We start from the raw sequence: 19,118 nt of genomic DNA on the forward strand, positions 1-19,118 counted from the left end.
CGCGGCCAACGGCCCGGCTCCGCCCGTTGGGCTTCGGCGTGGCATCCTTCTCTCGCTTCGCGAGCGAAGGATGGTGGGTGCGACAGGGATCGAACCTGTGACCCCTACCATGTCAAGGTAGTGCTCTCCCGCTGAGCTACGCACCCAAAGCCATGTTTGGATCGGGTCCCTATAACGGACACCGGCGGGGCAGGCAAGGATACAAAGTGAAGGTTTTTTGGCGAATCAGGCCGCCAGCAACTTATTCACTTCGCTAACCAATTCCCTGAGGTGCACGGGCTTGGCCAGCACCTTGGCGTTTTTCGGCGCCTCCGAATCGGAATTGAGGGCCACCGCGGCGAAGCCGGTGATAAACATGATCTTGATATCGGGATCGAGTTCCGAGGCGCGGCGCGCCAGCTCGATGCCGTCCATCTCGGGCATCACGATGTCGGTCAGCAGCATTTCGAACGGCTCCTCGCGCAGCCGCTGGTAGGCCGACATGCCGTTGTCGTGCGGCGAGACCTTGAAACCCGCATTTTCGAGCGCCTTGACCAGGAAGCGGCGCATATCGGTGTCGTCTTCGGCGAGAAGTATTTTCGGCATGGCAGGAATCGTCGAATCCGGCTTGAGGAGCAGTCCGAACAGTAAGCCCGACAGACGGTAAATTTCGGGTGAAATTTGCGTCAAGCCAGCGGCAAATGCGCACCACGCATTTCTGGACCCAACCCGCCATCGAATCAACCGGGTGCGGCATTTCCCGCTTTTAAGACGCGTTCCAGGGCGTGCCACACTCTTTTCACTTGGCAGAATGATCGCGATTACCGACAATGCCTGCCCATAAATCTCCGCTTTTCCCGCAGAATCAGTTCTTGCGGAGCGAGGCGGACGCAAGGGACGGCGCCAAGGGAATGACCGAATTTGCTGGCGAGTTGTCGCCCCCGTTCGAGATCGTTGAGCCGCAGGCCTGGCGCGCGCCTATCATCTTCAATTCCCCGCATTCGGGCTCGGTCTATCCTGCCGAATTCCTCGAGGCGTCGCGCATAGATGTGGCGTCGCTGCGCCGCTCCGAAGACAGCTTCATGGACGAGTTGATCGCCGGCGTGAGCGATCGCGGCTTTCCCATCGTCCGGGTCAACTTCCCGCGCTCCTATGTCGACGTGAACCGCGAGCCCTATGAGCTCGACCCGCGGATGTTCACCGGGCGGCTGCCGAGCTTTGCCAACACGCGCTCGATGCGGGTGGCCGGCGGCCTCGGCACCATCCCGCGCGTGGTCGGCGACGGGCAGGAGATCTACCGCGAGCGGCTCGACGTCGACGAGGCGCTGCGGCGGATCGAGGTGCTCTACAAGCCCTACCACCGCGCGCTGCGCCGGCTGATCAACAAGGCGCACCAGGCGTTCGGAGCCGTGATCCTGGTCGACTGCCACTCGATGCCGTCGGTCGGCGTATCGCGCGACGAGCCGCGCCGGCCCGATGTCGTGATCGGCGACCGCTACGGCACGAGCTGCGCGCCGCTGCTGCCCGATCTGGTCGAGGAGATCATGAGCTCGCTCGGCTATTCGATCGGCCGCAACAAGCCCTATGCCGGCGGCTTCATCACCGAGCACTACGGCAACCCGGCGAGCGGCCTGCACACCGTGCAGATCGAGTTCAACCGCGCGGTCTATATGGATGAGCGCCACCGCGAGCGCGGACCGCGCTTCGCCCAGGTGGCAGCCGACTTCGCGACGCTCGCGGATGCGCTCGCAAAGATCCCGTTCGGTGATCTCGGCCCGTTCCAGGCGGCGGCGGAGTAGCGGCGTCCTCGAATCGACTGCGGTGATCGACGAAGTCGTGAACCGGGAATTCAGTTGGCGGCGTGACCGGATGCGAAATTGGATTCTGCATTCACGCCTGGAAACGTAGAGCCAAGGAAGAGCCAAGAAAAAAGGGCCGCTTGAATGAACAAGCGGCCCAAGTCTAGGGAGGAAACGCCCAAGGAGGGCAGCGATAGCGCGAGGCGCTACCGCACCGCAACAATATGCGACCGCGCTGCACAAAACGCAAGAACTTTCGAAACATTTCCCGCGTATTTGTTAGTAGGCTGTCGAATTTGCCACAGGTCCAGATCGGCAATTTTTGTTATTCAATATCAACATCTTAAAGAAGAAATTCCGGCCGGATGGCGGTTTGCGCATAGCTTGTATACCAGAACTCGCGACTTCGTGATCCGCTCTGGAGCCGGGGAGGCTTTCGAATCCGAAGCCAAATCGAAAGTCCGGAACCGGTCATCAGGCTGGGATAACACTCCGTTAATCGTGCGCGCCGCATTGGATTGAGCTAGAGCGTTTTCGAGCGAAGTGGATACCGGTTCGCGCAAAGAAAACGCGTCAGACAAGAATCTAGAGCCCCGTTCCGGTTTCATCGGAACGGAAAAGGCTCTAGGCAAGAGCACATTCGATGCTTTCCGCGTCGTTTGCGCATTTCGGGGACATGCCGTGACGGTCATCGACTTTACCGCCTTCATCGGCCGCCTCGCGACCGCATCCGGCGAAACCATCCTGCCCTTCTTCCGCACCTCGCTCTCGGTCGACAACAAGAGCTCGAACGATTTCGATCCGGTCACCGAGGCCGACCGGGCCGCCGAGGCGGTGATGCGGCGGCTGATCAAGGCAAACTTCCCCCAGCACGGCATCGTCGGCGAGGAGTTCGGCAATGAGCGGCAGGACGCCGACTATGTCTGGGTGCTCGACCCGATCGACGGCACGAAGTCCTTCATCGCCGGCTTCCCGATCTGGGGCACGCTGATCGCGCTGCTGCACAAAGGTACGCCGGTATTCGGCATGATGCACCAGCCCTATATCGGCGAGCGCTTCCTGGGCGACAACGGCTCGGCGAACTATTCCGGGCCGTCGGGCGAACGGCGGCTCTCGGTGCGGCGCTGCGCCACGCTGAAAGAGGCGACGGTCTTCACCACGAGCCCGCTACTGATGAATCCGGATGACCGCGCCCGCTTCGGCCGCGTCGAGCAAGCGGTGCGCCTGTCGCGCTACGGCGGCGACTGCTACTCTTATTGCATGCTCGCAGCCGGCCACGTCGACCTCGTGATCGAGACCGAGCTGAAACCCTACGATATTGCCGGCCTGATCCCGATCGTCACCGGCGCCGGTGGCGTCGTCACCACCTGGGACGGCAAGCCGGCGCAAGGCGGCGGCCGCATCATCGCAGCCGGCGATCCGCGCGTGCATGAAGCTGCGATGAAGCTGCTCAACGCCTGAGCTTCTCATCGCCTGATTTCTTGAGTTGCCGGCCGGCTGATCTGCGCCCATCCTGACGGCAACGAGAAAAGTCAGGGATGGGCGGCATGACGATGTGCGGCAGGCTGCTGGCAGTCCTTCTCCTGCTTCTCGCGCCCGTTGCCACCTCGGCCCAGGAATTCCCGGCCAAGCCGATCCGGCTGATCGTCCCGTTCCCGCCCGGCGGGCCAAACGACATCATCGCGCGGGTGATCGGGCAGAAGATGTCGGAACTGGTGAAGCAGCCGATCATCGTCGACAACCGCGCCGGCCAGGGCGGCGTGCTCGGCACCGACGCGGCCGCGAAGGCCGCGCCCGACGGCTACACGGTTGCGATCGCGAGCGCCGGCGCATTGGCGATCAGCCCGAGCATGGAAAAAGTCGCCTACGACACGCTGAAGGATCTCGCGCCGGTGACGCTGGTCGCGACCGTGCCGGAGATGCTGGTCGTCGCCACCAACGTGCCGGCGAACAACATGAGCGAACTGGTCGCGCTTGCCAAGGCGCAGCCGGGCAAGCTCAACTTCGCCTCCTCAGGCCCCGGCAGCCTGCCGCATCTGGCCTGCGAATTGTTCAAGCTGACGGCGAAGATCGACATCGTCCACGTGCCCTATCGCGGCGCGGCGCCGGCGGTGAACGATCTCTTGGGTCAGCAGGTGCAGATGACCTTCCTCGACCTGCCGGTGATCCTGCCGCAGATCAAGGCCGGCGCGCTGCGGCCGATCGCGCTCGGCGGCCGCGAACGCGCCCCGACCGCGCCCGACGTGCCGACCACGACCGAGGTCGGCATGCCCGATCTGATCATCGAGAACTGGTATGGCATGGTCGCGCCTGCCGGAACGCCGCCGGCGATCGTCGCAAGACTGAACAAACTCGCGACCGATGCGATGGCCGATCCGGCGGTCAAGGCAAAACTCGCCGAGCAAGGCCTGACGCTGGCGGGCGACACGCCGGAGCATTTCCGCGACTTCATCGCCGCCGACATCAAGCGATGGGCGAAGGTGATCCAGGATGCCGGCGTGGTGACGACGAAGTAGCGTGTCGTCAGCGCTGCGCTTCAGACCGCAAATATTCCACGAGCTGCTTGGCCGCGCGCGGCAGCGCCTTGAAGCTGCGGGCGCAGATCGTCAGCCGGCGGTTGGCCCAGCCGTCGCGGATCCGGATCGTCGTGATCGCCATCGACGCCGCACAGCGGCGCGCCGCGGTTTCCGGGATCACGGCGACGCCGACATCGGCGGCGACCATCTGGCAGATGGCGTCGAAGCCGCGCAGGCGGGCGCGGAATCGCAGCCGCGCGCCAAGCTTTGCCGCATGGCGGGAAATATGGACCTGCAACGCAGACGTCGCCGTGAGGCCGACGAAATCGCGCCCGACCACCTCCTGGAAGTCGATCTGGCGGCGGTTGCCGAGATCGCTGCGCCGCGGCGCCACCAGCATCAGGCGGTCCTCGCTGAACAGGAAGCGCTCGACGCTGTCCGGCAGCGCGTGCTCCGCTGCGAAACCGAGATCGGCGGCGCCGCTGGCGATCGCGGTCGCGATATCGGTGCTCTCGCGCTCCTCGACATCGACGCTGATATCGGGATGTTCGTGCAGGAAGGCCGCAAGCGCCCGCGGCAGATGCTCCGACAGGCCCGAGGTGTTGGCGAGCAGCAGCACGTTGGCGCGGACGCCGCTGGCATAGGCGGCAAGATCGCTCTGCAGCGCCTCGACATTGTGGATCACGATGCGGGCGTGGCCGAGCAGGCTCTCGCCTGCCGCCGTCAATTCGACGCCGCGGCGGCCGCGTTTGAGCAGCGCGACGCCGAGCGCCTCCTCGAGGCCCTTGATTCGCTCGCTGGCCGAGGCTAGCGCCATGTTCGCCCGCGCAGCGCCCTGCGTGATGCTGCGTGCATCGGACACCGCGATGAACAATTGCAAATCGATCAGGTCGAACCGCATGACGTGTCCCGCCCCATTCCTTCGGATATCGCGAAGGCTAACTCCGTAACCTCCAGATTGTGCCGATCGCGTCGATCGGTCAATGTCCGGCCATGGTCGACCATCTCCTGATCTTCATCGCGTTCGCCTTCCTGCTCGCCGGTTTCGTCAAGGGCACGCTCGGCCTCGGTCTGCCGACGGTCGCGATGGGGCTGCTCGCGACCACGATGGCGCCGGGCCAGGCGATCGCGATCGTGATCGTGCCGGCGATCGTCACCAATATCTGGCAGACCTTCGTCGGCCCCTATCTGCGCGACATCCTCAGGCGGCTGTGGCCGCTGATGCTCGGCACCGTCGCCGGAATCTGGATCAATGCCGGACTATTGACCGGACCTTACGCAGCCTACGGCACTGTCGTGCTCGGCGTGCTGCTGGTGATCTACGCGATCGTCGGCCTCAGCAGGTTCAACTTCAAGGTCGCGCGGCGCAATGAGAAATGGATCGGCGGCATCGTCGGCGTCATCACCGGGCTGATCTCGGCGGCGACCGGCGTTCAGGTCATCCCCTCGATGCCGTTCATGCAGGCGATCGGCATGGAAAGGGACGAATTGGTGCAGGCGCTCGGCGTCTTCTTCACCACCGCGACCCTGGCGCTCGCCTTCAACCTCACGGCCTCGGGGCTGCTGACCGCGGCGACTGCGCTGCCCGGCGCGGTGGCGATGGTGGCGTCATTCATCGGCATGTTCATCGGCCAGGCGGTCCGCACCCGGATGCAGCCGGACGTCTTCCGCCGCTGGTTCCTGATCGCGATGATCCTGCTCGGGATCTATCTTGCCGGCAGCGCGCTGCTCAAGATCCACGGCTAGAATCTTGTTCGACGCGTTTTCTTCACGCGAAGCGGTAAACCACTTCGCTCGAAAACGCTCTGGCGACGCCTAGCGCGCCTCCAGCATCGCGACGCGGACGCCGAGATAGATGAACAGCGCGCCGAGCGAACGGTTGATCCACGCGATCACGCCGGTCGATTGCCGGATGCGGCCGGCGGCCTTCGCCGCGAAGGCCGCAAGGCCAAGACACCACAGCGTGCCGCCGGTGATGAAGATCAGCCCGAGCACCAGGAAGGCGAGCGTCTTGTGGGCTGAATCCGCCGCCACGAATTGCGGCAGGAACGCCAGGAAGAACAGCGCCACCTTGGGGTTGAGGATGTTGGTCAGCGCCCCCTGCCAGAACACGCGCGAGATCGAGGTCTCGCCGGCCTGCCCCGCGATCTCGGCGATCGGCTTGGCGCGCGCCAGCAGCATCTGCAGGCCGGTCAGCACCAGATAGGCCGCGCCGATCAGCTTGACGGCCAGGAATGCGGTCGACGACGCCATCAGGAGCGCCGACAGCCCGATCGCCGCGCCCAGCACATGGACCAGGCAGCCGCAGCTGATACCGATCGCCGCAGCGGCACCGCCGCGCCATCCGAGCTGAATCGTGCGCCCGATGATATAAGCGGTATCCGGCCCCGGCGTGACGTTAAGCAGCAGCCCGGACAGGACAAACAGCCAAAGTTCGTGAATTCCCAGCATTCGGCGAGATTATCCTATGTAAGTAACGAACCGGAAAGGACGGTCAGCCAACCTGCGCCATCCCAGCGACACACGAATTCAGTAGAGAAACGGGCTGTACGATCCGTTGGTCGCATGCCAATTCCTGCTACTATGCATTATAGGTGCCCGCAAACCGAGCTTCCGCCGGACCCGGCCTGTCTTGTAAGTATCGGATTCGGTCACCTCGGCTAAGTGGCCATTCCAGGGCACAGGAGACATGGAAAGACGGCTCGCTGCCATTCTTTGCGCTGACATCGCCGGCTATTCCCGCATGATGGGGGTCGACGAGGCGGGGACGCATGCCTCGTTCAAGGCCCATCGCAGCGCGATCTACCCGATCATCCTCAACCATGGCGGCCGAATCGTCAAAAACACCGGCGACGGCTTCCTGCTGGAATTTCCGAGCATCATCGGCGCGATCGAGGCCGCCGTCGCGATGCAGACCCTGATGGCCGAGCGCAACGAGCATCTGCCGGCCGACCGCGCCATGCATTTCCGAATGGGCGTCCACATGGGCGACGTGATGGCCGACGAGGACGAGGTGTTCGGCGACGACGTCAACATCGCCGTCCGTCTCGAGACGGTCGCGACGCCCGGCGGCATCGCGGTGTCGGACAAGGCCCGCACCGAGGCGGGACGGCGGCTTGCCGTCAGCCTGGTCGATGCCGGCCCGCATCGCTTCAAGAACATCGCCGAACCGGTCAATGTCTGGACCTGGGCGCCGGCCGGGACTGACACCCAGGAGCACGCGCCGGAGGACGGGCCGCATCTGCCGGGACAATACCGGACCGCGATCGTCGGCGTGCTGCCATTCGACAATCTGAGCGGCAGCGCCGACGAATATTTTTCGGACGGCCTGACCGAGGATCTGATCCACGCGCTGTCGCTGCAATCCTTCTATCGCGTGCTGAGCCGCAACTCGACCTTCGCCTACAAGGGCAAGAACGTCTCGACCCGCCTGATCGCGCGCGAGATCGACGCCACCTATCTGATCCAGGGTTCGGTGCGGCGCGCCGGCAACAAGATCCGCGTCACCGCCGAGCTGATCGCGCCCGAAAAGGGCGAGCAGTTGTGGACCGGCCGCTACGATCGCGACATGGGCGACCTGTTCGCGATGCAGGACGAGATCACCGCAAATCTCTCCGCTGCGGTCGCGCAGGAGATCTACCGCGCCGAAGCATCGGCGCCGGCACGCTCGCCGAACTCCGAGCTGACCGCGTGGGATCGCTTCCTGAAGGGTCTGTCGCACTACTACCAGCAGACCAAGAACGATTGCGAAACCTCGATCGCGCTGTTCAAGGAAGCGATCGAGCTCGATCCCGCGCTGTCGATCGCGCGCGCCTATCTCGCGCTGATCCAGATCCAGAGCATCCAGTTCGGCTGGATTCCGAGCACGCGCGAATTGTGGGCCTCGTCGGTCAGCCTGGCCGAGAGCAGCGTCCGACTTGATCCGCGCTCCTCGTTCGCATTTTCGCTGCTGGCCTATCTGCACGCGATGCAGGGCCATTACGAAGCCGCGATGGATGCCATCAAGCGGGCGATCGAGCTCAACCCCTACGACATGGGCGCGCGCGGCGTGCTCGGAATCTGCCACATGGTGATCGGCGACCATCGCCAGGCGGTCGAGCTGTTCTCGACGGCGGTCCAGCGCGGCAACAGCGACCCGCGCTACCAGTGGGGCGCCTTGAACGCGTTCAGCCATTATTTGCTCGGACAGTATGATGCATCGCTGTCGTGGTCGCGCGAAACGCTCTACCTCAACCCGAACCATTTGCAGGGTCTTGCGGTGCGCGCCGCGGCGCTCGCCCAGCTCGGCCGCACTGAGGAGGCCGCGCAGGCAGCCGAGGCGCTGCTCGCCAACCATCCCAAGCTGACGGTCGAACGTCACTTGCGCAATTTCCACTGGAAGAACCCGGCCGACATCGCGCATTATCGCGACGGCCTCTTGAAAGCCGGCCTCCCGTTCGGCAAAATCGCTCTGGTTGCATCCGCGTCGAAATTCGCCGTCGACTCCTGAGCGAATTCATCCACCGGTAATGGATGCTTTTTAAGCTGAAGCTTTTCAGGATGTGGTTTGATGTCCGATACGGCTGCAAGCGCGGTGCCTGCCCCGCAGGTCTCCCCTGACAATCCCTGCCCGTTCCTGCGTGCACTGGTCGCCGGCGGCTATGTCGGCGGCCATATCGTGCCGCTGCGAGAGCTGACCGAAACCATCGACCGCGCTACCGGCAAGACCGGCCTTCCGGCGCTCAACGCCGGCGCCAAGATCTTCATGGTCGCGCAGATGGCCAACGGCATCGGCCCGTTCAGCCAAATGCGCAGCCTGTTGCAGGGCGCGATCCTCGACGAATTGCGCAACGGCCCGCTCGACAAGCACGGCGCCGGCTCGCGCATCCTCGACCAGCATGCCGTCGTGCATGAGGACGAGATCGCGCGGCTCGCGACCTTCGGCAGCGACTACAAGACCCCCGACGGCAGCGTCGAACGCGGGCTATCGGCCTCCGAGATCAAGACCTTCATGGCCGCGAACTTCCAGCGCGCCAAGGACGAGCATCCGCCGTCCTACGCCATGCTGCACTGCTACTATCCGCTCTTGATGCTCGGCGAGTGGCCGGTGCTGCTCGACATCATGGGCAAGGGCGAAGGCAAGGATCGCTATCTCAGCGTCGCCGAGGTCAGGACCCTGTTTGTGGAAAAGCGCTTTCCCGACCGCATCGTTGCGCTGCTGTAGAGCTAGATTCTTTTTTTGACGCGTTTTCTTCACGCGAGCCGGCGTCCACCTCGCTCGAAAACGCTATGGTTCACTTGAACAGCGGCGTGCCCGGCACGAAGGCGTCGAACGCCGCCCAGAACTGCGCGCGGTAGCGGTCCTGCTCCTGCAGGATCTCGTGCTTGGAGCCGGCGATCACGAGATGCGAGCCGGCGCGCAAATGATAGGCGAACTCCTCGATCGCGGCCGTCGACACCACCTCGTCATTGCTCGCCGCCAACATCAGGATCGGCTGGCGAATCTCGGACGGATACGACATGCCGCGGAAGGTGCGCATCGCGGTGAACGCGGTGTCGGCCCATGCGATCGTCGGTGCGGCGATGCCGAGCGTCGGGTCTTCCTCCAGGATCGCCGCGTTGCGGGCGTGGCGCACCGGATCGCTGGTCACGGGATTGCCGATGAAGGGCGCGAGGCCGACCAGCTCGCTGCCGCCGCCCGGAACGTAGTTGCCGCCCTGCCCGGTCCAGCGCATGATCCGAAGCAGTGCGCTCGGAAAGAACGACACGCGCTTGCGCGGCAGGTCGATCATCGGCGCCGACAGCACCATGCGGTCGAACCAGCGCTTGCCGGCATGTGCGACCCGCAGCAGGACCGCGCCGCCCATCGAATGGGCCAACGCGAAATAGGGCGGCGGGCAATCCGGCAGCACCACCTGCTGTACGAAGGTCTCGACGTCGGTCTCATAGTCGGCGAAGTCGCGTACATAGCCCTTGCGCGGATCACGTAGCCGCCGCGACGAATGGCCCTGCCCGCGCCAGTCGATCATCGCCACCGCAAAGCCGCGGTCGCGCAGGTCACGCACGGTCTCGAAATATTTCTCGATCATCTCGCCACGCCCGCCGAACACGCAGACCGTGCCCTTGCGGCCGGGCGGCGGAGCCCAGCGCGCAAAGCGCAGCTCAGCTCCGTCTGGAGTCTTGATGGTGCCGCTGACCACGTCCTCCGGGACCGGATTGGCGGGAATCGAGACGAGCGTCATGCGGGAGACCGGCGTGGTGAGACAGGGTGGAGATCAAGGACGCCTGCGCCAAAAAAAGCGACGCGGTTTCCGCCTCTTGAACGCGACGTGACCCCTCCCATATCACCTCAGTGCAGGCCGCTACCAGTGTTTCGGAACCGGAACATGAGGCTGCACACATCTAAGCCCGGCCCGATGGCGGGCGGGTAACTGAAACAGTCGCTCATTGGAGGACTACCCTATGCGTAGCTACGACCTCACTCCGTTCTATCGTTCCACCGTCGGCTTCGACCGCCTCTTCAACCTGCTCGATCAGGTGACCTCGGACGGCAGCCCCGGCTATCCCCCCTACAACATCGAGCGCACCGGCGAGAACGCTTACCGGATCAGCGTCGCGGTCTCAGGCTTCTCGCAGGCCGAGCTTTCGATCGTCGCGAAGGAGAACACGCTGACGATCAAGGGCGAGAAATCCGCCAACGAGAACTCCGGCAACGGTTCGGAAGTGCTCTATCGCGGTATCGCCTCCCGCGCGTTCGAGCGCGTCTTCCAGCTTGCCGACTTCGTGCAGGTGAAGAACGCTTCGCTCGAGAACGGCCTGCTCCACGTCGATCTCGTCCGCGAGATTCCCGAGGCCAAGAAGCCCCGCAACATTCCGATCGGCGGCGGCGAGAAGGCCCCGCAGGTCGTCGACGGCTCGGCGAAGGTCGCGGCCTAAGGAATGCCCCCCGCGTCAGCAGATATTGGCTGAACGCGAAAACGCCCCGGGAAACCGGGGCGTTTTTTTGTTGCCGGTTGCCGCTATTCCAGCCCCTGCACCTTGGGCATTTCCTGGGTCGGCAGGATCGCGGGCGCGGGTGCCGCCGGCGGTGGCGCGGCCTGCCCGACGGTCGGAACTTCGGCTTGCTGGACAGGCTTCGGCGCCGCGGCTGCCTGGGTCTCGGCCGGTTTCGGCGCAGCCGCGGCCTGCTCGGCCGGCGCGGGTGCGGCTGCCTGGGCGGGCGCTGGCTGCGACGTGGCGGTCGGCGGCACGGCGGCCTGGGCCGCCGGAGCGGGAGCCTGGGTCGCCGGAGCAGCAGCGGGAGCCTGCGCCTTGGCGTTGAGCGGGCTGCGCTTCGGCACCGGCACACGGCTCGCGACATGGGGGATCGGGAGCGGCGGCCGCGGCACGCGGGCCTGGATCGCCCGCGGCATCGGACCGACCGGGCCGTAGGTCGCGCTCATCTCCTCCTCGTAATTGTCGCCGAGCCGGTTGGCCGGGGTGAAGCGGATGATGTGCCCGTCGCGGGCGTCGATCACCAGCCGGCCGTCGTCGCCGCCCTGGTCGATTACCGAGATCGTGTAGACGAAGCCGCGCTGCTGCGGGGCGCCGAGCGGCAGATAGCCGTTCTCGCGCAGCACGGTGTAGATCTCGACCGGCGGCAGCAGGCTCGGGACGCGGCCAAAGCGCGGCGGCGGCGGAACTTCGGGCATGGCGGCGTAGGGCCCGTCCAAAGGCCCATCCATGTCGGAGACCCTGACGAAAGCCGGGCTGCCGATCCGGGCGGACGTCGCGAGCTGCGCCTCGGCCGAGACTGCGCTGAGCGCGAGGGCGGCGGCTGCAACCGAACCTGTGAACAACTTCATCGCCGTAACTCCTGTCTGCCCCGCCCTAAGGAGCTTCCCGCTCTCTTGGAGGCTTGCCCGGGAGCAAAATTTCAGTTTGAAATTCGGCGGTCCTTGGTCGCTCCTTGGGCCAGATCACGGCGTGTTTGCTTCGAATCGGGGGCGCGGCGAGCCGGCCGAGCCGTTCATTCCAAGCATGCGGGCGAGGACTTCCTCGCGCTTGTGTGATAGACAAAAATTTGGCAAGGTCGAGGTTAGGACAGTAAGGCTGTCTCAATTTCGAGGCCATCCCGGCATGGGGATTGCAACGAGACCCTTCGTAAGGAGGACCTCGCCGCCCCGGGCTCCGAGAATGCTGCAGGCAGGGCCGTCCCCTAGGGGACGTTGAAACGCCCGTCGCCTGAATCTAGGAAAATGCGGCTCGCGGCGGACGAGCGGTGGCCCGGTGGGTGCCGCAACGTCCAAGGTGCGCCAAATACGGTGAGGCCCCTTACGAAAGGGAGAGGACACATGAGCGGGTCGGAATTCGAGCGCGAAATCATCGTGGCAGGTGCGCTGTCGGCGACCGCGGACTCGAAAGCCGCCGAACCCGCGCGTGAGCTGCATACATGGCGTCCTGAAGCCGAAGGCCTGTTTGATCCGAGCCTGGAGAAGGACTCCTGCGGCGTCGGCTTCATCGCCAACATCAAGGGCCAGAAGTCGCATCAGATCGTCTCCGACGCGCTGAGCATCCTGTGCAACCTCGAGCATCGCGGCGCCGTCGGCGCCGATCCGCGCGCAGGTGACGGCGCCGGCATCCTGGTGCAGATCCCGCACACCTTCTTCGCGCGCAAGACCTCCGAGCTCGGCTTCAAGCTGCCGCAGCCCGGCGAATACGCCATCGGCGCGCTGTTCATGCCGCGCGATGCCGCGTGGCGGAACGTGATCAAGAGCATCATCGCCGACGAGATCAAGAACGAGGGCTTCAAGCTGCTCGGCTGGCGCGACGTGCCCAGTGACAATTCCTCGCTTGGCGTCACCGTGAAGCCGACCGAGCCCTACCACATGCAGGTCTTCATCGGCCGCAATGGTGCGGCCAAGAACGAGGACGATTTCGAGCGCCGGCTCTACATCCTGCGCAAGTCGATCTCGCAGGCGATCTATCAGCGCCGCGACCGCGGCATGGCGGGCTACTATCCGTGCTCGTTCTCGTGCCGCACCGTGATCTACAAGGGCATGTTCCTCGCCGACCAGCTCGGCAAGTACTATCCCGATCTGCACGAAGCCGATTTCGATAGCGCGCTGGCGCTGGTGCATCAGCGCTTCTCGACCAACACCTTCCCGACCTGGTCGCTGGCGCATCCCTACCGGATGATCGCCCATAACGGCGAAATCAACACGCTGCGCGGCAACGTCAACTGGATGGCGGCGCGGCAGGCCTCCGTGCATTCCGAGCTCTACGGCAAGGACATCAGCCGGCTGTGGCCGATCTCCTATGAAGGCCAGAGCGACACCGCCTGCTTCGACAACGCGCTCGAATTCCTGGTGCAGGGCGGTTACTCGCTGCCGCACGCCGTGATGATGATGATTCCGGAAGCGTGGGCCGGCAATCCGCTGATGGATGAACAGCGCCGCGCCTTCTACGAATATCACGCCGCGCTGATGGAGCCGTGGGACGGCCCGGCCGCGATCGCCTTCACCGACGGCCGCAAGATCGGCGCGACGCTCGATCGCAACGGCCTGCGCCCGGCACGCTATCTCGTCACCAAGGACGACCGCATCGTGATGGCGTCCGAAATGGGCGTCTTGAAGATTCCGGAGGACCAGATCGTCACCAAGTGGCGGCTGCAGCCCGGCAAGATGCTGCTCGTCGACCTCGAGCAGGGCCGCCTGATTCCCGACGATGAAATCAAGGCCGACCTCGCCAAGAGCCATCCCTACGCCGACTGGCTGCATCGCACCCAGATCCAGCTCGAGGAGCTGCCGGACGCGCCGGCCAAGGGCGTGCGCTCCAACCTGCCGCTGCTCGATCGCCAGCAGGCGTTCGGCTACAGCCAGGAAGACATCAACATCCTGATGACGCCGATGGCGGCCATCGGCGAGGAAGCCGCCGGCTCGATGGGCAACGACACGCCGATCTCGGCGCTGTCGGACAAGCCGAAGCAGCTGTTCACCTACTTCAAGCAGAACTTCGCGCAGGTGACCAACCCGCCGATCGATCCGATCCGCGAGGAAATCGTCATGAGCCTCGTCTCGATCATCGGGCCGCGGCCGAACCTGTTCGACCTGCAGGGCGTCGCCTCGACCCAGCGCCTCGAAGTGCGGCAGCCGATCCTGACCGATACCGACCTCGAAAAGATCCGCTCGATCTCCGACGTCGCCGAGACCCACTTCAAGTCGCGCACGCTCGACACCACCTTCCACGCCGGCTTCGGCGCGGCGGGCATGGAGCAGGTGCTCGACGAGCTCTGCGCGCGCGCCGAAGGCGCGGTGCGCGAGGGCATCAACATCATCATCCTGTCGGACCGCATGACCGGCACTGACCGGATCCCGATCCCGTCGCTGCTCGCCTGCGCCGCCGTGCATCATCACCTGATCCGCACCGGCCTGCGCACCTCGGTCGGCCTCGTGGTCGAATCCGGTGAGCCGCGCGAAGTGCATCACTTCGCCTGCCTCGCCGGCTACGGCGCCGAAGCGATCAACCCCTATCTTGCGTTCGAAACCATCCTCGCGATGAAGGACCGGCTGCCCGGCGCGCTCGACGACTACGAGATCGTCAAGCGCTACATCAAGTCGATCGGCAAGGGCCTGCTCAAGGTGATGTCCAAGATGGGCATCTCGACCTACCAGTCCTATTGCGGCGCGCAGATCTTCGACGCGGTCGGCCTCAAGGCGGACTTCGTCGCCAAGTATTTCGCCGGCACGCACACCCGCATCGAGGGCGTAGGCCTCGGCGAGATCGCCGAGGAGACCGTACGGCGCCACACCGACGCGTTCGGCGACGGCCAGATCTACAAGAGCGCGCTCGATGTCGGCGGCGAATATGCCTACCGCACCCGCGGCGAGGACCATGCCTGGACCGCGGAATCGGTCTCGACCCTGCAGCATGCCGTGCGCGGCAACTCGCAGGAGCGCTACCGGGCATTCGCCAAGATCCTCAACGAGCAGTCCGAGCGTCTGTTGACGCTGCGCGGCCTGTTCCGGATCAAGGGCGCCGAGGACGACAAGCGCAAGCCGGTCAAGCTCGAGGACGTCGAGCCGGCCAAGGACATCGTCAAGCGGTTCTCGACCGGCGCGATGTCGTTCGGCTCGATCTCGCGCGAGGCGCACACCACGCTCGCGATCGCGATGAACCGGATCGGCGGCAAGTCGAACACCGGCGAAGGCGGCGAGGAGTCCGACCGCTTCAAGCCGATGCCGAACGGCGACAGCATGCGCTCGGCGATCAAGCAGGTCGCCTCGGGCCGATTCGGCGTGACGACGGAATACCTCGTCAACTCCGACATGATGCAGATCAAGATGGCGCAGGGTGCCAAGCCCGGCGAAGGCGGCCAGTTGCCCGGCCACAAGGTCGACGCGACCATCGCCCGCGTGCGGCACTCGACGCCGGGCGTCGGCCTGATCTCGCCGCCGCCGCATCACGACATCTACTCGATCGAAGACCTCGCCCAGCTGATCTACGACCTCAAGAACGTCAATCCCGACGGCCAGGTCTCGGTCAAGCTGGTGTCCGAGGTCGGCGTCGGCACGGTTGCCGCCGGCGTCGCCAAGGCGCGCGCCGACCATGTCACCATCGCGGGCTTCGAGGGCGGCACCGGTGCCTCGCCGCTGACCTCGATCAAGCATGCCGGCTCGCCGTGGGAGATCGGTCTTGCCGAAACCCATCAGACGCTGGTGCGTCAGCGGCTGCGCAGCCGCATCGCCGTGCAGGTCGACGGCGGCTTCCGCACCGGCCGTGACGTCGTGATCGGCGCGCTGCTCGGCGCCGACGAGTTCGGCTTCGCCACCGCGCCCTTGATCGCGGCGGGCTGCATCATGATGCGCAAGTGCCACCTCAACACCTGCCCGGTCGGCGTCGCGACCCAGGATCCGATCCTGCGCAAGCGCTTCACCGGCCAGCCCGAGCACGTCATCAACTACTTCTTCTTCGTCGCCGAGGAAGTCCGCGAGATCATGGCGCAGCTCGGCTACAAGAAGTTCGACGACATGGTCGGCCAGGTCCAGATGCTGGACCAGACCGCGCTGGTCTCGCACTGGAAGGCCAAGGGCCTCGATTTCTCCAAGCTGTTCGTGCGGCAGAAGGAGGAGAAGGGCCAGACCATCTATCACTCGGAGAGCCAGAACCACCATCTGGAAGCCGTGCTCGACCGCCGGCTGATCGAGCAGGCGCAGGCCGCGCTCGACCGCGGCGCGCCGGTCAAGATCGAGGAAGAGATCAACAACACCGACCGTTCCGCCGGCGCGATGCTGTCGGGCGCGGTGGCCAAGATCTACGGCCATGCCGGCCTGCCGCTCGACACCATTCATGTCGGCCTGAAGGGCACGGCGGGACAGGCGTTCGGTGCCTGGCTCGCCAAGGGTGTCACCTTCGAGCTCGAGGGTGAAGGCAACGACTATGTCGGCAAGGGCCTCTCGGGCGGCTGCATCATCGTCAAGCCGCCGAAGATCTCCGGCATCGTGCCGGAAGAGTCGATCATCGTCGGTAACACCGTGATGTACGGCGCGATCGCGGGCGAGTGCTACTTCCGCGGCATCGCCGGCGAGCGCTTCGCGGTGCGCAACTCCGGCGCGGTCGCGGTCGTCGAAGGCGCCGGCGACCATTGCTGCGAATACATGACCGGCGGCATCGTGGTGGTGCTCGGCAAGACCGGGCGCAACTTCGCGGCCGGCATGTCCGGCGGCATCGCCTATGTGCTGGACGAGACCGGTGACTTCGACAAGCTCTGCAACCTCTCGATGGTCGAGCTCGAGCCGGTGCTGTCGGAGGAGATGATCAACGCCGACACCTACCATCACTCCGGCGATCTCGAGGCGCATGGCCGGGTCGACGTGTTCCAGAACCTGCTCGACTCCGACGTGGAGCGGCTGCATGTCCTGATCACGCGTCACGCCAAGCTGACCGGCTCGAAGAAGGCGGCGGAGATCCTCGCCAACTGGAAGGCCTGGCTGCCGAAATTCCGCAAGGTGATGCCGGTGGAGTACCGCCGCGCGCTGAAGGAAATGAAGGCCAACGCCGACGCCGAGCCGAAAATCGCGATCGGCGCGTAAGTCACGACCACGCGTGATTCCGGGGCGCGCCAGGCGCGAACCCGGAATTGCGCAAAAGCCACTTCGAGACTTCGGGTCTGCGCCATGCGGCGCAACCCGGAATGACGGAACAACTGAGATGCAGGGGCATCGGGTTTCAATGGGTAAGATCACAGGTTTTCTCGAGATCGAGCGGCATGACCGCAAGTACGAGCCGGTCGCCGATCGGCTCAAGAACTTCAACGAGTTCGTCATTCCCCTGAGCGAGAAGGACACGCGCGACCAGGCCGCGCGCTGCATGAATTGCGGCATCCCTTATTGCCACGGCACCGGCTCGGTCCAGCCGGGCACGCCGGGCTGCCCGGTCAACAACCAGATCCCCGATTTCAACGACCTCGTCTATCAGGGCAACTGGGAAGAGGCCTCGCGCAACCTGCACTCGACCAACAATTTCCCCGAATTCACCGGCCGGATCTGTCCGGCGCCGTGCGAGGCGTCCTGCACGCTGAACATCGACGACAACCCGGTCACCATCAAGACCATCGAATGCGCGATCGTCGACCGCGCCTGGGACAATGGCTGGCTGAAGCCGGAGATCGCCGCCGAGAAGACCGGCAAGAAGGTCGCCGTGATCGGCTCGGGCCCCGCGGGCCTCGCTGCCGCGCAGCAGCTCGCGCGCGCCGGCCACGAAGTGCATGTCTACGAGAAGTTCGCCAAGGCCGGCGGCCTGCTGCGCTACGGCATTCCCGACTTCAAGATGGAGAAGGGCATCATCAACCGCCGCGTTCAGCAGATGGAAGCCGAGGGCGTCACCTTCCACTACGGCAAGGCCGTTGGTGGAAGCACCCCGGGCGCGATCGATCCGCAGGAGCTCGCCAAGCAATATGACGCGGTGGCGCTGACCGGCGGCGCGGAAGCCCCGCGCGACCTGCCGATCCCGGGCCGCGATCTCACCGGCATCCACTTCGCGATGGACTTCCTGCCGCAGCAGAACCGCCGCGTCTCCGGCGAGCCGCTGAACGGCACCGCCGACATCCTCGCCGGCGGCAAGCATGTCGTCGTGATCGGCGGCGGCGACACCGGTTCGGACTGCATCGGCACCTCGTTCCGTCAGGGCGCCAAGTCGGTGACCCAGCTCGAGATTATGCCGGCGCCGCCCGAGCACGAGAACAAGGGCGTGACCTGGCCGAACTGGCCGCTGAAGATGCGGACCTCGTCGAGCCAGGCCGAGGGCGCCGTGCGCGAATACGCCGTGCTGACGCAGAGGTTCGAAGGCGTCGACGGCAAAGTGACAAAACTGCATTGCGTCAAGGTCGACGACAAGTTCAAGCCGCTGCCCGGCACCGAGTTCACGCTCGACGCCGAGCTGGTGCTGCTGGCTATGGGCTTCGTGCATCCGGTGCACGAGGGCCTGCTGAAGACGCTGGGCGTCGAGCTCGACCAGCGCGGCAACGTCCGTGCGTCTCTGCACGACTACCAGACCTCGCGCGCCAAGATCTTCTCGGCCGGCGACATGCGCCGCGGCCAGTCGCTCGTGGTCTGGGCGATCCGCGAAGGCCGCCAGTGCGCGCGCTCGATCGACAGCTTCCTGATGGGGAAGACCGACCTGCCGGGGTAAGTGCCCCGGCCGCTGCGGCAAGCCACATCCACACACTGACTGTCATCGCCCGCGAAAGCGGGCGATCCAGTATTCCAGAGACATCAGAGATTGAGCCGATAGGCCTCGGCGTACTGGATGCCCCGCCTGCGCGGGGCATGACACTTCACTCGTGGTGCGACCGAAGCATCCTCACCGC

14 protein-coding genes and 1 tRNA gene are annotated in these 19,118 nt (G+C 65.0%); 9 read left to right on the forward strand and 6 right to left on the reverse strand.

Annotation, left to right across the window (positions count from 1 at the left end; genetic code table 11):
* Positions 1-71: 71 nt before the first annotated feature.
* Positions 72-146, reverse strand: a tRNA-Val gene (locus QMZ05_RS21540).
* A gap of 79 nt (positions 147-225) precedes the next feature.
* Positions 226-585, reverse strand: coding sequence for a cell cycle two-component system response regulator CpdR (gene cpdR / locus QMZ05_RS21545; protein WP_016843340.1), 360 nt, complete (start codon positions 583-585; stop codon positions 226-228).
* A gap of 305 nt (positions 586-890) precedes the next feature.
* On the opposite strand from cpdR, the gene QMZ05_RS21550 reads away from it, so the two are divergent.
* The 3 genes from QMZ05_RS21550 (at position 891) to QMZ05_RS21560 (ending at position 4,294) form a co-directional block, all read left to right on the forward strand.
* Positions 891-1,778: an N-formylglutamate amidohydrolase gene (locus tag QMZ05_RS21550; RefSeq protein ID WP_353702561.1), complete on the forward strand. Its 888-nt coding sequence runs from the start codon at positions 891-893 to the stop codon at positions 1,776-1,778.
* Positions 1,779-2,459: 681 nt separating this feature from the next.
* Complete coding sequence (hisN, locus tag QMZ05_RS21555; protein WP_353702562.1) at positions 2,460-3,239, forward strand: histidinol-phosphatase; 780 nt, start codon at positions 2,460-2,462, stop codon at positions 3,237-3,239.
* Positions 3,240-3,325: 86 nt separating this feature from the next.
* Positions 3,326-4,294 (forward strand): tripartite tricarboxylate transporter substrate binding protein, encoded by a 969-nt coding sequence (locus QMZ05_RS21560; protein WP_353702602.1) that lies wholly within the window; start codon positions 3,326-3,328, stop codon positions 4,292-4,294.
* A 7-nt stretch (positions 4,295-4,301) separates the two neighbouring features.
* Here QMZ05_RS21560 and QMZ05_RS21565 read toward each other — a convergent pair whose 3' ends face one another.
* Positions 4,302-5,195 (reverse strand): LysR family transcriptional regulator, encoded by an 894-nt coding sequence (locus QMZ05_RS21565; RefSeq protein WP_074131862.1) that lies wholly within the window; start codon positions 5,193-5,195, stop codon positions 4,302-4,304.
* A 92-nt stretch (positions 5,196-5,287) separates the two neighbouring features.
* On the opposite strand from QMZ05_RS21565, the gene QMZ05_RS21570 reads away from it, so the two are divergent.
* Positions 5,288-6,040, forward strand: coding sequence for a sulfite exporter TauE/SafE family protein (locus QMZ05_RS21570; RefSeq protein ID WP_074131861.1), 753 nt, complete (start codon positions 5,288-5,290; stop codon positions 6,038-6,040).
* 69 nt (positions 6,041-6,109) lie between these two features.
* Here the strand turns inward: QMZ05_RS21570 and QMZ05_RS21575 are convergent, their stop codons facing one another.
* Positions 6,110-6,745, reverse strand: a complete 636-nt coding sequence (locus QMZ05_RS21575) for a LysE family translocator (protein ID WP_353702563.1) — start codon at positions 6,743-6,745, stop codon at positions 6,110-6,112.
* 238 nt (positions 6,746-6,983) lie between these two features.
* Between QMZ05_RS21575 and QMZ05_RS21580 the strand changes: the two genes are divergently transcribed.
* A complete protein-coding gene (locus QMZ05_RS21580; protein WP_353702564.1) occupies positions 6,984-8,783 on the forward strand; it encodes a tetratricopeptide repeat protein in 1,800 nt (599 codons plus the stop codon).
* Positions 8,784-8,843: 60 nt separating this feature from the next.
* On the forward strand, positions 8,844-9,497 hold the full coding sequence (locus QMZ05_RS21585) for a hypothetical protein (protein WP_353702565.1): 654 nt from the start codon (positions 8,844-8,846) through the stop codon (positions 9,495-9,497).
* A 70-nt stretch (positions 9,498-9,567) separates the two neighbouring features.
* Here QMZ05_RS21585 and QMZ05_RS21590 read toward each other — a convergent pair whose 3' ends face one another.
* A complete protein-coding gene (locus tag QMZ05_RS21590; protein WP_353702566.1) occupies positions 9,568-10,515 on the reverse strand; it encodes an alpha/beta hydrolase in 948 nt (315 codons plus the stop codon).
* Between the two features lie 220 nt (positions 10,516-10,735).
* Between QMZ05_RS21590 and QMZ05_RS21595 the strand changes: the two genes are divergently transcribed.
* The gene (locus QMZ05_RS21595; protein ID WP_279710437.1) at positions 10,736-11,209 is read left to right on the forward strand and encodes an Hsp20 family protein; all 474 of its coding nucleotides are present in this window, start codon (positions 10,736-10,738) and stop codon (positions 11,207-11,209) included.
* 83 nt (positions 11,210-11,292) lie between these two features.
* Here QMZ05_RS21595 and QMZ05_RS21600 read toward each other — a convergent pair whose 3' ends face one another.
* On the reverse strand, positions 11,293-12,117 hold the full coding sequence (locus QMZ05_RS21600; RefSeq protein ID WP_353702567.1) for a hypothetical protein: 825 nt from the start codon (positions 12,115-12,117) through the stop codon (positions 11,293-11,295).
* Between the two features lie 489 nt (positions 12,118-12,606).
* On the opposite strand from QMZ05_RS21600, the gene gltB reads away from it, so the two are divergent.
* Both gltB and QMZ05_RS21610 read left to right on the forward strand, forming a co-directional pair.
* A complete protein-coding gene (gene gltB / locus QMZ05_RS21605) occupies positions 12,607-17,343 on the forward strand; it encodes a glutamate synthase large subunit (protein WP_353702568.1) in 4,737 nt (1,578 codons plus the stop codon).
* 139 nt (positions 17,344-17,482) lie between these two features.
* Positions 17,483-18,940: a glutamate synthase subunit beta gene (locus QMZ05_RS21610; protein ID WP_353702569.1), complete on the forward strand. Its 1,458-nt coding sequence runs from the start codon at positions 17,483-17,485 to the stop codon at positions 18,938-18,940.
* The last annotated feature ends 178 nt before the right edge of the window (positions 18,941-19,118 follow it).

The sequence above is a fragment of the Bradyrhizobium sp. INPA03-11B genome, from assembly GCF_040446015.1.
GTDB classification, from domain to species: Bacteria; Pseudomonadota; Alphaproteobacteria; order Rhizobiales; family Xanthobacteraceae; genus Bradyrhizobium; species Bradyrhizobium macuxiense_A.

What these genes read in the sequence shown, in the direction of transcription:
- cpdR (WP_016843340.1), bottom strand. Translation starts at nt 585, where the DNA reads ATGCCGAAAATACTTCTCGCCGAAGACGACACCGATATGCGCCGCTTC.
- QMZ05_RS21550 (WP_353702561.1), top strand. Translation starts at nt 891, where the DNA reads ATGACCGAATTTGCTGGCGAGTTGTCGCCCCCGTTCGAGATCGTTGAG.
- QMZ05_RS21560 (WP_353702602.1), top strand. Translation starts at nt 3,326, where the DNA reads ATGACGATGTGCGGCAGGCTGCTGGCAGTCCTTCTCCTGCTTCTCGCG.
- QMZ05_RS21565 (WP_074131862.1), bottom strand. Translation starts at nt 5,195, where the DNA reads ATGCGGTTCGACCTGATCGATTTGCAATTGTTCATCGCGGTGTCCGAT.
- QMZ05_RS21570 (WP_074131861.1), top strand. Translation starts at nt 5,288, where the DNA reads ATGGTCGACCATCTCCTGATCTTCATCGCGTTCGCCTTCCTGCTCGCC.
- QMZ05_RS21575 (WP_353702563.1), bottom strand. Translation starts at nt 6,745, where the DNA reads ATGCTGGGAATTCACGAACTTTGGCTGTTTGTCCTGTCCGGGCTGCTG.
- QMZ05_RS21580 (WP_353702564.1), top strand. Translation starts at nt 6,984, where the DNA reads ATGGAAAGACGGCTCGCTGCCATTCTTTGCGCTGACATCGCCGGCTAT.
- QMZ05_RS21585 (WP_353702565.1), top strand. Translation starts at nt 8,844, where the DNA reads ATGTCCGATACGGCTGCAAGCGCGGTGCCTGCCCCGCAGGTCTCCCCT.
- QMZ05_RS21590 (WP_353702566.1), bottom strand. Translation starts at nt 10,515, where the DNA reads ATGACGCTCGTCTCGATTCCCGCCAATCCGGTCCCGGAGGACGTGGTC.
- QMZ05_RS21595 (WP_279710437.1), top strand. Translation starts at nt 10,736, where the DNA reads ATGCGTAGCTACGACCTCACTCCGTTCTATCGTTCCACCGTCGGCTTC.
- QMZ05_RS21600 (WP_353702567.1), bottom strand. Translation starts at nt 12,117, where the DNA reads ATGAAGTTGTTCACAGGTTCGGTTGCAGCCGCCGCCCTCGCGCTCAGC.
- gltB (WP_353702568.1), top strand. Translation starts at nt 12,607, where the DNA reads ATGAGCGGGTCGGAATTCGAGCGCGAAATCATCGTGGCAGGTGCGCTG.
- QMZ05_RS21610 (WP_353702569.1), top strand. Translation starts at nt 17,483, where the DNA reads ATGGGTAAGATCACAGGTTTTCTCGAGATCGAGCGGCATGACCGCAAG.